Here is a 14,592-nt window from a genome sequence, read left to right on the forward strand (position 1 = left end):
GTGACCGGTTGCTCCGACCCTCTTGGTGGTCGCGGGCGACCGGTCACCGTCGCATCCGGCCGCTGCCGGCGCTTTCGGCGTTGGGGGACTGCGGTGGGAGGATGCGGGGACACGGAGAGAGAGGCCGGGGCCGGATGGGGCGCAGGGAGCGGGACGCGGTCGCCGGGGGAGAGCGGCTGTACGAGGCCGCGCAGGCGGTGGTCGGTGACCACCGGCAGGCCGTCGACGCCGTTCGGGAGGCCCTGAAGCCGATCCACGACGCGGCGGCGGAACAGGCCCTGGAGGCCATCCCCGTGGCCCGGCTGAAAGAGGTCACCGAGGGCCGGCTGAGGCTCGGGGAGGTCGAGCGGAGCGGGCTGCGCTCGGTCGGGCAGGTGCTCGACGCCGGGTCGTACCGGCTGCGCCAGATCCCCGGCGTGGGGCAGCGGACCGCCGATCAGGTCATCGCGGCGGCACGCCAGATCTCCGACGCCGTCCGGGAGACCATCGCCGTCCACATCGACGTGGACCGGCCGGAACCGCGGACCACCGCGCTCGTCATGGCCCTGCACGTACTGGTGGAGGCGGGCCCCGACGCGCAGCGCGCCCTCGACGCGGCGGCGGTGCTCGCGGAGCGGCTCGGCCCGCTGCTCGCCGAGGCCAGGCCGGCCGCCGGGCGGCTGCGGATGCTGCTGGCGGGGCAGGCCAAGCGGGACCGGGCGCTCGGCGCCGTCGCCGAGGTCCGCGGCCTGACCGAGGAAGCGGCGCAGGGCGCGGTGCCCGAGCTGCTCGCGCAGGCCTCGGTGGATCTGCTGCGCGGCCCCTCGACCGAGGTGGCGGCGTGGGTGGACTTCGAGCTGCGGTCCGCCGAGTACTACAGCCTGCTCGCGGAGATCTCCGGCCGCAGCCCCGACGCGGCCGCCGCCGAAGGGTTCCTGCCCGACGAGGTCGCCGAGCGGGTCCGCCGCCAGCAGCTCGACGACACGCACCGCAGGGTGTCGCTGCGCGGCTACCAGTCCTTCGGGGCGCGGTTCGCGCTGGCGCAGCGCAAGGTGATCCTCGGGGACGAGATGGGGCTCGGGAAGACCATCCAGGCCATCGCCGCCCTGTCCCACCTCGCTGCCGAAGGCCAGAGCCACTTCATGGTCGTCTGCCCTGCCAGCGTCCTGATCAACTGGACGCGTGAGATCGAGGCCCGCAGCAAGCTGCGCGTGATGTGCCTGCACGGTCCCGACCGGCAGGAGGCGTTCGCCGACTGGAAGGGCCGGGGCGGGGTCGCCGTGACCACCTTCGACGCCCTGCGCGGATTTCCCACGCCCGGAGGCGGCGAGATCGGGATGCTGGTCGTGGACGAGGCGCACTACGTGAAGAATCCGAAGACCCGGCGCGCGCAGGCCGTGACCGAGTGGTCCGGGCGCTGCGACCGCGTTCTGTTCATGACCGGGACACCCATGGAGAACCGGGTCTCCGAGTTCCGCAGTCTGGTGCACATCCTCCAGCCCGACCTGGCCGCGGCCGTCGGTGACCGGGACGGCGTGGCCGGCTCCAAGGCCTTCCGGAAGGCCGTCGCCCCGGTCTATCTGCGCCGCAACCAGCAGGACGTCCTGACCGAACTGCCCGCGCTCCAGCACACGGACGAGTGGGAGGAGCTGAGCGCCTCCGACGAGGCCGCCTACCGCGAGGCCGTGCGCTCCGGCAACTTCATGGCGATGCGCAGGGCGGCGTACGCACACCCCGAGCAGTCGGCGAAGCTGAACCGGCTGCGCGAGATCGTCGAGGACGCCGCCGAGAACGGGCTGAAGGTGGTGGTGTTCTCCAACTTCAGGGACGTCCTGGGGGTGGTGAAGGACTCCCTGGAGGCCGCGCCGGGTCCCGGCGGCGGCCGGGTGCTCGGTCCGCTCTCGGGGAACGTGCCGCCCGCCCGCCGCCAGCAGGTGGTGGACGAGTTCGCCGCCTCGCCGGGGCACGCGGTGCTGGTGGCGCAGATCGAGGCGGCGGGGGTGGGGCTCAACATGCAGGCCGCCTCCGTCGTGATCATCTGTGAGCCCCAGGTCAAGCCGACCATCGAGAACCAGGCGGTGGCGCGGGCCCACCGGATGGGTCAGGTGCGTCCGGTCCGGGTGCACCGGCTGCTCGCCCCGCGCGGCGTGGACGAGCGGATGGTGCGGATCCTGAAGAACAAGAGCCGCCTGTTCGACGCGTACGCACGGCGCAGCGCCGTCGCCGAGTCCACCCCGGACGCGGTCGACGTGTCGGACGTCGCGATGGCCCGCCGGATCGTCGAGGAGGAGCAGGCGCGGCTGGGAACGGTCCGCGGGTCTTCCTAGCACGACCTGATTGTCTTGCGGTGCAAGAGAGTCGGTGACTATCTTGTACCGCATGACAGAGAAGCCGGCCGCGACCGCCGACCAACGGCGCAGTCAGCTCCTGCGCGGAGTGCTCGACCTCTGTCTGCTGTCCCTCATCGCCGAACGGCCCCGCTACGGCTTCGAGTTCGCCGAGGCCCTCGCCGAAGGCGGGCTCGACCTCGTCAGTGACGGCAGCATCTATCCGCTGCTCGCACGGATGGAGCGGGCGGGTCTCATCTCCTCGTACCGTGCCCCGTCCCCCAGCGGCGGTGCCCCGCGCAAGTACTACCGACCGACCGAGGCCGGGCGCGCCGAGCTGACCGGGGGGCGGGCCGACTGGCAGGCCTTCGCCGGCCCCGTCGGCCGGATCCTGAGCGCCGGTACGCAACCCACGGGGGAAGACGCACCATGACGAACGAGCAGATACTCGCCGCCTGCCGCAGCAACTGGGAGTACCGCGGCGTCGGCGACGCGGCCATGCGGGAGATGCTCGACGAGCTCTCCGCACACCTGGAGGACGCGGAGGCCGCCGGGCGCACCGCGCAGGACGTCGTCGGCCCGGACGTACGGGCCTTCGCCGCGGCCTGGGCGCGCGAGCGTGCCCCGTTCGGCCGGCGAGCCCTGCGCACGCTGGCCATGGCCTGCTTCGTCCTCGGCTTCCTGCCGCTCTTCTACTTCCTGACCCGGTGGACCACCCAACTGGCGGTGACCGCCGACTACGTCGTCTTCTGGGCGGCCATCGGCGCGGTCACGGTCGTCTGGGAGCTACGGCGGGGCAGCCTGCGCCTGCACCACCGGTTGCTGCTCTCCCTCGCCGTCGGCCTGCCCGTGATGATCGTCGCCAGGCGGCTGACCGGGGACGGGGTGCTGTTCACGCTCCCGCTGTGGGTCGCGCCGCTCCTGCTGCTGCCCGCGGTGCCGTACACACTCGCCGAGTCGCGGGCCCGCCGGAAGTCCGAGACAGGTGCAACTCAGCCTTGCTGAACATCATGTGACGGTACGTCTGGTCCGCGCGCCGCAGGGTGGTGCGATCCGGTGACCACATGCCCTGCCTGCGACGCAACGAGAGTGGTCGTTGACGAAGCGGGCGGGGGCTCCGGCTCCCCCTGGCGACCTCGAACCGGGTCAGGCGGGTCCCGCTGGTGGTGTCGCAGACCGCCACGCCCGCGGTGGAGCCGGTGACCCACAGACGGCCGAGGGCGTCGACGCGCAGGCCGTTCGCCGTGCGGCGGCCGTCGGTGCCGGAAGGCAGGAACACCTCGGCCTCGGGCCGGCCGGGACGGGCCCGGTAGATGGTGCCGTCCGCGTACGAGCCGACGCGGACGGTGTGGGTACGGGGGGTCGGTCGCGATGCCCTCCGGGTAGACCTTCCCGAAGGGCAGGGCGAAGGCCGTAGATATCCGGGCGTCGCCCGCCGGGGTGCGGCCCCGGCGGGGGCCAACGTGCTGGAGACCCGGCTCACGGACGAGGGGCGCACGGTGACGGAGCGGGCGGACTCCGGCGCGGTGCAGGTGGAGCGGGCGCTCGCCGCCGCATTCACCCGCGAGGAACGGGAGTTGCTGATCCTGCTGCTCGGGCGGTGCGCGGCGGCCCTCGACGCCCGGCGCTGAGACGGCCGGGCCGGCCGAGATCCCTGGCATGATTTTGCTCTGTTTTGGAACTGTGCGGGGGTTTCGCACATCAGAACTAGGGGATGCCCAGCCGTTCTGCCCTCGGGGGCAGCCATGACCGTTCGGAGCGAAGTTCGTGCACCAGTACCCGCAGCGCCCGCGGCCTGATGAGCAGCCGTCGTACCAGGAGTATCCGCCCCAGGAGCAGTACCAGGGGCACCGGGACTTCCCCGGGTACCCGGGCCCGCCGCAGCAGCACCAGCCCCACGGCGAGCAGCCCGCCCCCGTCCGGACCCCGGAGCCGAAGCGCTCCCGGCGCCGAATATGGATCAGCGCGACGGTCGCCCTCGCGCTCCTGCTCGGCGGCGGCGGGTTCGCCGCCTGGAAGCTCGACTGGTTCTCCGGCAACGGCGAGGACGTGAGCTTCGGGAAGAAGACCCCGCCCCCGGCCACGGGCAAGGCGGACCCCACTGTCCCGGCGACCGCCGCCACGCCCTCCGGCGACCCGGACGTGCTGATGCCGGCCGGCCCCAAGTCCGGCTTCAAGCAGACCACCAAGCTCGACGACGGCACGATCATCGCCAAGACCCGCCTCGCGGGAGCGAAGTCCGGCTTCACGGGTGACGTATGGGTGTGGGCGCCCAAGGAGTACGACGACCCCAAGTACGCCAAGAGCGGCTTCCCGGTCCTCATCGCGCTCCCCGGCGGCAACGGCTACCCGGACAACTACTGGGCCGACCGCAGCCTCGGCCTCCAGAAGGCCATCAGCGACGGTGCCAAGGCCGGTACCAGCCTGCCGTTCGTCGTGATCATGCCGGTGCTCAACCCGGACGCCAAGTACTACTACGACGGCTCCGACATCCCCGGCCAGGCCAAGATGGGCACGTGGATCGCCGAGGACATCCCGGACTTCGCCAAGGCCAACTTCCGTACGTACAAGTCCCGTGACGGCTGGGCCTTCATGGGCTCCTCCTCCGGAGCCTTCGTCGGCATGAAGACCGTCCTGCAGTACCCGGACCGGTTCAAGGCCGTGATCGCCAGCGGCGGCGAGATCGTCCCGGACTCCCCGCTCTGGAAGGGCCACCAGGCCGAGATGGACGCGAACAACCCGGAGAAGCTCGCCCAGAAGCTGATCGACACCAAGGGTCCCGAGGTCTACATCAACTTCCAGATCGGCACCAAGGAGAGCGGGAAGGAGCGGATGACGAAGTTCCAGCAGCAGTACGGCAAGGGACCGGTCAAGATGACCATCCGCGACATCCAGAACGGTGAGCACAACGGCTGGCACTACGTCCGGGGCATGAAGGAAGGCTCCCTGGAGTGGGTCAGCAAGGTCCTGAAGGGGCCCAAGCCCGAAGCCGGCTGACCGGGCCGGCCGCGCGTCCCGGCCGGCCGCGTGGTGCTCGCCACGTCACCCCCGTCCCAGGCAACCCATCCCGTCGTTCATACCTCTGTAAAGGGTGTAAGGGGGACCGATCGGTCCGACCCGCGCTCCTGGTGGGCGCCGGAGAAGGAACGGGACAAAAACCGTGCAGCAAGACCAGCAAGGCGACGGCAGCCCTGTGACCGAGGGCGGCCGTCGCCCCCATCGCCTGCGCATGATCCTGATCAGCAGCGGGCTCGCGCTCACCCTCGCCGGGGGCGGAACGGCAGCGTACAAATACGGCCTCTTCTCGGACATAGGGGATCCGGTCTCCTTCGGCCAGGCCCAGGAGAAGGCCGGCGCGGCCGCCCAGCTGCCGCCCGAGGTGCAGATGCCGACCGGGCCGAAGGCCTCGTTCGTCCGTACCTCCCGGCTGCCGGACGGCACCCAGATCGGCCGCACCACCCTCACCGGCAAGAAGTCCGGCTTCACGGGTGACGTGTGGGTGTGGGTGCCCAAGGAGTACGACGACCCGAGGTACGCCAAGAGCGGCTTCCCGGTCCTGATCTCCCTGCCCGGCGGCCGCGGCTACCCCACCAACTACTGGGGTACGGGTCCCGGCCTCGGCCTCCAGAAGGCCGTGAGCGACGGAGCCAAGGCCGGCACCAGCCTGCCCTTCATCCTGATCATGCCGGTGCACAACGCCGACACCAAGCACCACTTCGACGCCTCGGACATCCCCGGCCAGCCCAGGATGGGCACCTGGATGGTCGAAGACATCCCGGATTTCACGAAGGCCAATTTCCGCACCTTCACCTCCCGCGACGGCTGGGCCTTCATGGGCTCCTCCGCGGGCGGATTCGGCGCCTTCAAGCACGTCCTCAAGCACCCCGACCGGTTCAAGGCGGCCATCGCCAGCGGCGTCGACATCGTCCCCGACTCCCCGCTCTGGCAGGGAAACAAGCAGGCCATGGACGCCGACGACCCGGAGAAACTCGCCGCGAAGCTGATCGCGGCGGGCGGTCCGGACGTCTACGTCAACTTCCAGATCGGCACCGCGGAGACCGGCCGCGACAAGGCCGAGAAGTTCATGAACGACTTCGGGAAGGGCCCCGTGCACACCTCGCTGCAGGTGATCCAGGATGGTGAGCACAACGGAAAGTCGTACGTGCGCGGCATGAGGGAGGGCTCCCTGGAGTGGATCAGCAAGGTGATGAAGGGACCGACACCCGACCCCGGCGTGCGATGAGCACGGTGGTGAAGGGGGCGTCGGCGGCCGCCGCGGCGGGGATCGCGGCGGTGTTCGCCGTCGCGTTCCTCAAAGTGCCCGGCGAGCGTCCGGTGCTCCCCTTCCCCACCGTCGGCGTACTCATGGCGGGCGGCGAGCACTGGTGCACGGCGAGCGTCGTCGACAGCCCCGAGGGCAACGTCGTCGCCACCGCCGCGCACTGCGTGGCCCCCGCGGGCGAGGACGGGCAGCGGGGCGAGGTGGCCCACGACGGGCTGGCCATCGGCGAGCTCTCCTTCGCCCCGGCCTTCTCCGGCGAGGGCGCCGGCACCCAGCCGCTGGGGGTGTGGAAGGTCAGGTCGATCCACGTGGACGACCGCTGGACGAAATGGGGCGAGGACACCGCCGACTTCGCCTTCCTCACCATCGAGCCGGACGAGGACGGGCGCAGCATCCAGGACGCGGTCGGCGGCGGCGCCGAGGCCCCGAAGCCCGAGTGGACCTCGGGATACGAGCGGGACGTGACCGTCGTCGGCTACCCGGAGTCCGAGCACAACCCGCAGAACAAGCCCGTCTCCTGCACCACCCAGACCCGCCACGACGACGACGACCCCGACATGCTCTACATGAGCTGCGCCGGGTTCTGGACGGGGACCAGTGGCAGCCCCTGGATCGCGGACCGGGGCGGGCCGGACCGGGCCGGGCACCTGATCGGGGTGCTGAGCGGCGGGGACACGGACGTGGACTCCACGGCCGCGCTCTTCGACGAGCACGCGAAAGCCCTGTACGAGCGGGCCGCCCGGGGCTGAGCGAGCGCCCCCGCGCCGCCGCTGCTACTTCCTTCGCTCGGTACTGACGATCACGCCCACCGCCGCCACGACGATCGCCCCGCCGACCAGGATCGGCCAGGTCAGGGCCTCGTCGAGGATCAGCGTGCCGAGCGCCACGGCCACGACCGGATTGACGTACGCGTACGTGGACACCAGCGACAGCGGCGCGGCCTGGAGCAGCCACACGTACGCCGTGAAACCGACGAGCGAGCCGACGATCGTCAGATAGCCGAGGGCCAGCCAGGAGGCGGTGGAGAACGCCGCCGGGTCCAGGCCGCGGTGCTCGCCGCGCAGCAGGCCCACGACCACGGCGGCGACCCCGCCCGCGACCATCTGGTAGGCGCTGCCCGTGAAGGGGTTGGCCGGAAGCCTCAGCCGCGGCGCCGAGAACGAGCCCAGCGACCACAGCACCGAAGCCGCCACGACCAGCAGCACCCCCGACAGCCGCACCTCGCCGCTGAGCCCCGGGCCGGTCAGCACCGCGAGCCCGGCGAGACCCACCAGCACCCCGGCCAGGGTGCGCAGCGGGGGCCGGTCCCCGCTGCTCGTCCGGAGCACCACCACCCACATCGGCACCGCCGCCACCAGCAGCGCGGCGAGGCCCGACGGCACCGAGGTCTCGGCGAGGACCACCAGGCCGTTCCCGCCGAGGATCAGCAGCAGCCCGACCAGGGCCGCCGAGCCGAGCTGCGCGCGGGTGGCCCGCAGCGCGGCCGGACCGTAGCGCCAGGCGACGACGGCGGACAGCAGCAGGCCGGCGGTGATGAACCGGGCTCCGGCGGAGAGGAAGGGCGGCATGGTCTCGACGACGATCCGGATGCCGAGGTAGGTCGAGCCCCAGACGACGTAGACGACGGCGAGGGCGGCCCAGACCGCGCCCGGGATCCTGCCGCGGGCGGTGGTGGCCGGCCCGGAGGCCTTGCCGTCGACCGGCGTTGAGGTGCTCATGCTCGGATCCTAAGGTCGTTGGCCCATGCACGCTTCCGGCTGTCTCAACCCTTGAGCAGGTCGTTCAGCTCGCCGTAGGGGAGGGAGTGCGCGAGCGCCCCGTAGGTGCCCTCCGAGAGCAGCTCCTCGGCGGCGCGGCGGACCACGGCGTACGCGGCTTCGGCGACCCAGGAGCCGAGGCTGACACGGGAGACGCCGAGGGCGCCGAATGCGGCGACGGTCGGGGCGTCCGGGCCGAGCAGGATGTTGAGGGGCGCGTCGATGCCCTTGGCGAGCTCGGCGACGGTGGCCGCGTCGAGGACACCGGGCACGAAGACGCCGGTGGCTCCGGCCCGCAGGTACGCGGCGGCGCGGGCGAGGGTGTCGTCCAGGCGGGTGGCGTCCTCGCCGAAGCCCCGGAGGTAGGTGTCGATGCGGGCGTTGATGTAGAGCGGGACCCCGGCGGCGTCGGCCGCGGCGCGGGCCGCGGCCAGGCGCTCGATCTGCTCGGCGGGGTCGCGGTGCCCGTCCTCGATGTTGATGCCGACCGCGCCGGCGTCGAGGACCCCGGTCACGGTCTCGCCCACGGCGGCCGGGTCGGCGCCGAAGCCGCCCTCGATGTCGGCGGTGACGGGCACGGCGGGGACGGCGGCGACCACGCGGGCGACGAGGTCGAGGGCCCGGTCCCGGGCGAGCGCGTCGCCGTCGGGGGAGCCGAGGGACCAGGCGACGCCGGCGCTGGTGGTGGCGACGGCCGGGGCGCCGGCGGCCGCGACGATGCGGGCGCTTGCCACGTCCCAGGCGTTGGCGAGGGCGAGCGGGGCGGCGGGGGTGTGCAGGGCCGCGAACGCGGCGGCCTTGGCGGCGAGATCAACATGGGTGGTCATGGGGTCAGTTCACCAGACCGGGTGCGTCCGGTCTCGCGGAATTCCGACATGGAGGTGGGACGGGGCGCGGGCGCGGCGCCGCCCGTCCGGCCGCCTCCGCGTGCTTCCGCCCACGTCCGCTCGTCGGCTGTCCGCACGTCGGCTATCCGCCCGCGCCGCACAGGGGGATCACGGCGGTGCGGCCCTGCAGGGGATCCCCGGGCGCCGACGGACCCACCGCGGCCCAGCAGGCCGCCGCCGTCGGCTCCACGGAGAGGCCGCGGTGGGCCAGGTCCCGCTGGGCCTCCTGCAGCCGGTCGTCCGGGACGGTCAGGACGGTGCCGCCGGACTTGCGGACCGCTGCCAGGATCTGGCGGGCGCGGGGCGGCGCCGGGATCGCGATCCCCTCGGCCAGGGTCGGCCGCTGTTCCACCGGGGCGGCTTCCTCGGCGCCCGCCGCGAAGGCCTGCGCCAGCGGGGACACCGCCTCCGCCTGGACCGCGATCAGCGCCGGCGGCCTGACCCCGCGCCGGGCCAGTTCCTCCACGGCCAGGGCGGCCCCGAGCAGCAGGGTGCCGTTGCCCACGGGGACCACCAGGGTCTCCGGCAGCCGGCCGCCCAGCTCCTCCCACACCTCGTACACGTACGTCTTGGTCCCGTGCAGGAAGTACGGGTTGAACACGTGGCTCGCGTAGAAGACCCCGGGCGCGTCCGCCGCGGCCCGCGCTGCCTCCGAGGCGGCCTCGCGGCCACCGGGGACCACCCGCACGTCCGCGCCGTGCGACCGCATCCGGGCCGTCTTCTTCTCCGACGTCCCCTCGGGTACGAAGATCTCGCAGGCCAGTCCGGCCCGCGCGCAGTACGCGGCCACCGCCGTCCCGGCGTTGCCGCTGCTGTCCGCCACGACCCGCTGCGGTGCGAGCCGCCGGGCGAGCTCCACGAGCATCACCGCGCCCCGGTCCTTGAAGGACCGCGTGGGCATCAGGAAGTCGAGCTTGGCGTGGATCCGCTCCGCCAGCGGGACCAGCGGGGTGTGCCCCTCGGCCAGCGACACGGAGAACGCCCCGGGCAGCGGCAGCACGGCCCCGTACCGCCACAGCGAGTTCGGCCCCGCGGCCGGTTCCAGTGCCGCGGCCGGGTCCGGTGTGAAATCGAGGTCCCAGGGCCCGCCGCAGACCGGGCACGCCCACGGCGCCGTCCGGACGTCCGCGCGGGTGCCGTCCTCGGAACAGATGTAGCCGGGGAGTGCGTGCGTCATGTGTGGAACACCTCTGCTCGGTCATGGCCGGTGTACGGCACGGATGTTACGCGCCGGTGATCGTTACCGGGGTGGGCTCACACACCACGGCGCGGGAGCCGCGGGCGCCGGCCGGGCCGGGCGCGGGGGCGGGGGCGACCGACCTGCCGGGCGCCCCGGCTGCGTACTATTTCGCGCATTCGTTCGCGCCTTCCGCGGCGCGCCCGTCGATGCCGCCCCGCGATGCCGCCCTGCGATGGAGTCCGCCCCCGTGAGCACCCCGCCGAGTCCTCCTCCCGGACCGGGCCACCCCTGGCCCCCGCCGTCCCCGCAGCAGGGCTGGGGCTGGGGTCCGCCGCCCGGTCACGGACAGCAGCCGCCGGCGCTCAACGGCTTCGCACTCGCCTCGCTGCTGTCCGGGCTGCTGTGCCTCCCGCCGCTCGGCATCGCCTTCGGCATCGCGGCCCTCGTGCAGATCGCGAAGCGGGGGGACCGGGGCAAGGCCCTGGCGATCGTGGGCCTGGTGGTGTCCGTGGTGATGACCGGCGCGCTGGTCTTCACCGCCGAGCGGGTTCTGAGCGCCGCCGACGACGGGTTCGAGTCGCTGAGCGAGTTCTCCGGCGTCGAGGGCGAGCTCACGGACCTCGACGACCTCCGGGCGGGCGACTGCTTCAACGTTCCCGGCGGGGACCTGGTCGACGAGCGGCCGGTGACGTACCGCGTCGACTGCGCGCAGGTGCACCACGGTGAGGTCACCGCGTCCAAGGCGCTGGAGGCATCGGACGACCCCGGGTCGCGTGAGGCCGGCCGCGCGTCCGAGGACGCGTGCTGGAAGGCCCAGGACGAATACGCGATGGACACGTGGGCGCTGCCCGAGTACGCGGAGATGTTCTACTACGCGCCCTCGGGCCGGTCCTGGAGCGAGGGGGACCGGACGCTGCTCTGCGTGATCGGTACCACCGACGAGGACTGGCGGGGCAGCCTGCGCAAGGACGCCGGAATGCTGAAACCCGAGCAGTCGGCCTTCCTGCGGGCCGCCAACACCGTCGAGTTCGTCATGAGCCGGCCTCCCGAGGACGACGTGGAGGACGCGCTGCCCGCGTACCAGGCATGGGCGCGCGAGGTGCACGCCGTGCTGGGTGCCGAGGCGAAGCTCCTCCAGGGGGAGGCGGCCAGGGCGGGGCTGGAGAAGGCCGTTCCGGCGCAGCTGGGGGAGATCGAGGCGGCGCGTGCACAGTGGCAGCGAGCCTCGCAGGCCAGGACGCCGGCGGAGTTCGACACGCAGTGGGACCGGGCGCTGGCCGCGATGTCCATGGAGACGGAGCAGACGCTGCGCGGTGCGTACGGGCTTTCGACGGTGATTCCGCAGTGGCTGTCGGACAGCCAGGAGGACCTGGAGGACCTGGACGACGGGACCGGCGGGGGGCCCTCGGCCGAGTCGGCGTGACGTCCTCCCGGTAACGCAGGGTAACGAGTTTGAGTGACCTGGCTTCATCACTTCGAGTGAAACTCTGGCCCTTGCTTGCGGTCTTCAACCGTCGGTTGCCAGGGTGTAGCTGTCTGTCAACCTGATGGGAGTGGCCAGTGACTTTCGGTGAGCAGCCGGCCTATCTGCGCGTGGCCGGGGATCTGCGACGGAAGATCGTCGACGGTTCTCTGCCCCCGCACGCCCGGCTCCCCTCTCAGGCACGCATCCGCGAGGAGTACGGAGTCTCCGACACCGTGGCCCTGGAGGCGCGCAAGGTCCTCATGGCGGAGGGGCTGGTCGAGGGCCGGTCCGGATCCGGCACGTACGTACGGGAACAGCCGGTCCCGCGGCGGGTCGCCCGCGCCGGCTATCGCACGGGCGGCGCCTCGACGCCGTTCCGGCAGGAGCAGGCCGATGCCGCCGCGCGCGGCACCTGGGAGTCGAGCAGCGAGCAGACGGGCGCGCCCGCGGAGATCGCGAAGAGGCTCGGCATCGATCCGGGCGAGCGCGTGATGCGGACGCGGTACGTCTTCCGCGACGCGGGGGAGGCGATGATGCTGTCGACCTCCTGGGAGCCGCTGGCCGTGACCGGCCGGACCCCGGTGATGCTGCCGGAGGAAGGGCCGCTGGGCGGCTCCGGAGTGGTCGACCGGATGGCCGCGATCGACGTCGTCGTGGACAACGTGGTCGAGGAGGTCGGCGCACGGCCCGGTCTGGCGGAGGAGAACATGCTCCTCGGCGGGGTACCGGGGCACGTGGTGCTGGTGATCGGCCGCACCTACTACGCCTCGGGCCGCGCCGTGGAGACGGCCGACGTGGTGGTCCCGGCGGACCGCTACCGCCTGGCGTACCACCTCCCGGTGAGATAGCCGCTCCCGCCGCGGCCTGAACCCCCGGGCGCCGCCCGGGGGTTCACGCGCGCCCGGCGCGACGCCCGCGACCCGGCGGGTTTCGGCGCGATGGCGGAGGCCTGCGCCGTCCCGGCCCCGGGCGCCCCCGGACCGTTCGGTCCGCATGCCGGGACCCGCGCCCCGCGCCCCGCGGCCGGGACCGTTCCGGACGCCCCGCCGTTTTCTCCGCGCCACCTGCGCGGATGGCCGCCGCACGGCGGCGCCGCGGCCCCGCCCCGGACTGCGGTGCGCCCCGTTCGGACCGGCGCGCACGGCCCACTCGTACGCATGGCCGGATGCGTACGCCTGTGAGGTACCTCTTCGTGAAAAACCGTATCCGCTCCGTAAAGGTCGGGCGTAAGCTCGGGCATATGCGCAATGCGGTTTCCCGGACAGATACGTCGGCGGAGGGTGAAACGCAATGAACGACAGCGGTGCGCTGCTTCCGTGGCTGGTCATACGCGAGGACGACAACGGCAACCGCTACCGGGTGGGCCGGTACGCCACCCGGGCCGAGGCCCAGAAGGTCGCCGACAGCCTTGAGGACCGAGGGCACAAGCAGCTCTACTGGGTCGAGCGGATCGGTCAGACCGCCACGATGAACTGAGCGTCGCAGCGCCCTGCGACGCTGACATAGGCTCCGCCCATGACGGTACGCGTGGTCGTGGGCGGAGCCCTTTGTCATGAGGGGCGCCTGCTGGCCGCCCGCCGCAGCGCACCGCCCGAACTCGCCGGACGCTGGGAGCTGCCGGGCGGGAAGACCGAACCGGGTGAGTCCGTCCCCGACGCGCTGGTGCGCGAACTGCGCGAGGAGCTCGGCGTGGAGGCCGAGCCGCTGGAGCGGATCCCGGGGGAGTGGCCGCTGAGGCCCGGGCTCGTCCTGCACGTGTGGACGGCCCGGCTGCTCTCCGGAGTGCCCGCCCCGCTGGAGGACCACGACGAACTGCGCTGGCTCGGGCCGGAGGAGCTGGAGTCGGTGGACTGGCTGGACCAGGACCGCCCGGCGGTCGCCGAGGCGGGGCGCCGGCTGCGCCGGGACGGTGGCGGGGGCGCGTGACGCTCGCGGTCTAGGCCGTCTGCGCCACAGTGCGCCGGTGGGCGGGGATCGAGTGGTACGACGCCCCAAATATCGGGTATGTCGCTATTAATCCCTATCTCGTCCTCCTTTCGTCCCCGACGAACCGGACTGGGGTCGCTGCTGGCCCGGGAAGTGATCGGCGTGATCGACACAGACGGTGAGTGCGCCGAGTGGGCCTTCCCCGCCGAGCCCGGTGCCGTCCGCACCGCCCGCCACGCCGTCCGCGGCGCCTTGCACGACTGGGGCCTGGAGGCCGTCGGCGATGTGACCGTCCTGCTGGTCAGCGAGCTCGTCACCAATTCCCTGCGGTACGCCTCCGGCCCCATCGGAGTCCGCCTGGAACGGCGCAATCCAGCCGCCGGGGGCCCCGCGGGCAGCCCCGCGCTCCTCGTGGAGGTTTCCGATCCGCTTCCGGATCCGCCCCGGGAACGCGTCGCGAACCACGACGACGAGGGGGGCCGTGGCCTGCACCTGGTCGCCGTCTCCTCGCAGCGCTGGGGGACCCGGCACGGGAAATCGGGCAAGACAGTGTGGTTCGAATTGGCTATTCCTGGTGAGTAACAAGGTGAACGGTGGCGTGTGACCTTCCGGGAACGCCTCCCGGCGACAGCCGGGGGGAGGGGCTCGGAGGGGATCGCGCGACATGGCTCGAAATCATCGAGACCGTGCTGTGATCGTGAACGCCGTGCCGTCCGGGGCCGTGGTGCTGAATACTTCGGTCATGGCCGGTCCGGTTGCGGTGAGCTGGAGGGGACGGTCGCGTGAGCG

Annotated in this window: 15 protein-coding genes; 12 read left to right on the forward strand and 3 right to left on the reverse strand. The window is 72.5% G+C overall.

The genetic code is table 11. The annotated features are described in order from the left end of the window. The first annotated feature begins 134 nt into the window (after nucleotides 1-134). The 7 genes from ACFY0D_RS07315 (at nucleotide 135) to ACFY0D_RS07345 (ending at nucleotide 7,337) form a co-directional block, all read left to right on the forward strand. Nucleotides 135-2,306 (forward strand): DEAD/DEAH box helicase, encoded by a 2,172-nt coding sequence (locus tag ACFY0D_RS07315; RefSeq protein ID WP_390797437.1) that lies wholly within the window; start codon nucleotides 135-137, stop codon nucleotides 2,304-2,306. Between the two features lie 52 nt (nucleotides 2,307-2,358). Continuing rightward, entirely contained in the window at nucleotides 2,359-2,739 is a 381-nt protein-coding gene (locus ACFY0D_RS07320; RefSeq protein ID WP_390797438.1) for a PadR family transcriptional regulator, read from the forward strand. Further along, nucleotides 2,736-3,311: a hypothetical protein gene (locus ACFY0D_RS07325; RefSeq protein ID WP_390797439.1), complete on the forward strand. Its 576-nt coding sequence runs from the start codon at nucleotides 2,736-2,738 to the stop codon at nucleotides 3,309-3,311. The genes ACFY0D_RS07320 and ACFY0D_RS07325 overlap by 4 nt, the downstream gene beginning before the upstream one ends. Nucleotides 3,312-3,769: 458 nt before the next feature. Further along, the gene (locus ACFY0D_RS07330; RefSeq protein WP_390797440.1) at nucleotides 3,770-3,937 is read left to right on the forward strand and encodes a hypothetical protein; all 168 of its coding nucleotides are present in this window, start codon (nucleotides 3,770-3,772) and stop codon (nucleotides 3,935-3,937) included. Nucleotides 3,938-4,073: 136 nt separating this feature from the next. After that, entirely contained in the window at nucleotides 4,074-5,303 is a 1,230-nt protein-coding gene (locus ACFY0D_RS07335) for an alpha/beta hydrolase-fold protein (protein WP_390797441.1), read from the forward strand. A gap of 232 nt (nucleotides 5,304-5,535) precedes the next feature. After that, nucleotides 5,536-6,549, forward strand: coding sequence for an alpha/beta hydrolase (locus tag ACFY0D_RS07340; RefSeq protein ID WP_390797442.1), 1,014 nt, complete (start codon nucleotides 5,536-5,538; stop codon nucleotides 6,547-6,549). Next, nucleotides 6,546-7,337, forward strand: a complete 792-nt coding sequence (locus ACFY0D_RS07345; protein ID WP_390797443.1) for a trypsin-like serine peptidase — start codon at nucleotides 6,546-6,548, stop codon at nucleotides 7,335-7,337. Before ACFY0D_RS07340 ends, ACFY0D_RS07345 begins: the two co-directional genes overlap by 4 nt. Before the next feature lie 24 nt (nucleotides 7,338-7,361). On the opposite strand, the gene ACFY0D_RS07350 is transcribed toward ACFY0D_RS07345, so the two are convergent. From ACFY0D_RS07350 to ACFY0D_RS07360, 3 genes are all read right to left on the reverse strand, one after another. Then, nucleotides 7,362-8,306: an EamA family transporter gene (locus ACFY0D_RS07350; RefSeq protein ID WP_390797444.1), complete on the reverse strand. Its 945-nt coding sequence runs from the start codon at nucleotides 8,304-8,306 to the stop codon at nucleotides 7,362-7,364. A 44-nt stretch (nucleotides 8,307-8,350) separates the two neighbouring features. After that, the gene (locus ACFY0D_RS07355) at nucleotides 8,351-9,172 is read right to left on the reverse strand and encodes an isocitrate lyase/phosphoenolpyruvate mutase family protein (protein ID WP_390797445.1); all 822 of its coding nucleotides are present in this window, start codon (nucleotides 9,170-9,172) and stop codon (nucleotides 8,351-8,353) included. Nucleotides 9,173-9,314: 142 nt separating this feature from the next. Beyond that, nucleotides 9,315-10,409, reverse strand: coding sequence for a pyridoxal-phosphate dependent enzyme (locus tag ACFY0D_RS07360; protein ID WP_390797446.1), 1,095 nt, complete (start codon nucleotides 10,407-10,409; stop codon nucleotides 9,315-9,317). 250 nt (nucleotides 10,410-10,659) lie between these two features. On the opposite strand from ACFY0D_RS07360, the gene ACFY0D_RS07365 reads away from it, so the two are divergent. From ACFY0D_RS07365 to ACFY0D_RS07385, 5 genes are all read left to right on the forward strand, one after another. Then, a complete protein-coding gene (locus ACFY0D_RS07365) occupies nucleotides 10,660-11,835 on the forward strand; it encodes a DUF4190 domain-containing protein (protein ID WP_390797447.1) in 1,176 nt (391 codons plus the stop codon). A gap of 137 nt (nucleotides 11,836-11,972) precedes the next feature. Beyond that, nucleotides 11,973-12,725: a GntR family transcriptional regulator gene (locus ACFY0D_RS07370; RefSeq protein WP_390797448.1), complete on the forward strand. Its 753-nt coding sequence runs from the start codon at nucleotides 11,973-11,975 to the stop codon at nucleotides 12,723-12,725. Nucleotides 12,726-13,167: 442 nt separating this feature from the next. Beyond that, entirely contained in the window at nucleotides 13,168-13,353 is a 186-nt protein-coding gene (locus ACFY0D_RS07375) for an SPOR domain-containing protein (RefSeq protein ID WP_030012541.1), read from the forward strand. A 39-nt stretch (nucleotides 13,354-13,392) separates the two neighbouring features. After that, on the forward strand, nucleotides 13,393-13,803 hold the full coding sequence (locus tag ACFY0D_RS07380) for a (deoxy)nucleoside triphosphate pyrophosphohydrolase (protein ID WP_390797449.1): 411 nt from the start codon (nucleotides 13,393-13,395) through the stop codon (nucleotides 13,801-13,803). A 153-nt stretch (nucleotides 13,804-13,956) separates the two neighbouring features. Continuing rightward, entirely contained in the window at nucleotides 13,957-14,385 is a 429-nt protein-coding gene (locus tag ACFY0D_RS07385; RefSeq protein WP_390797450.1) for an ATP-binding protein, read from the forward strand. The last annotated feature ends 207 nt before the right edge of the window (nucleotides 14,386-14,592 follow it).

Source organism: Streptomyces sp. NPDC001502 (assembly GCF_042894785.1).
Lineage (GTDB): Bacteria > Actinomycetota > Actinomycetes > Streptomycetales > Streptomycetaceae > Streptomyces > Streptomyces kutzneri.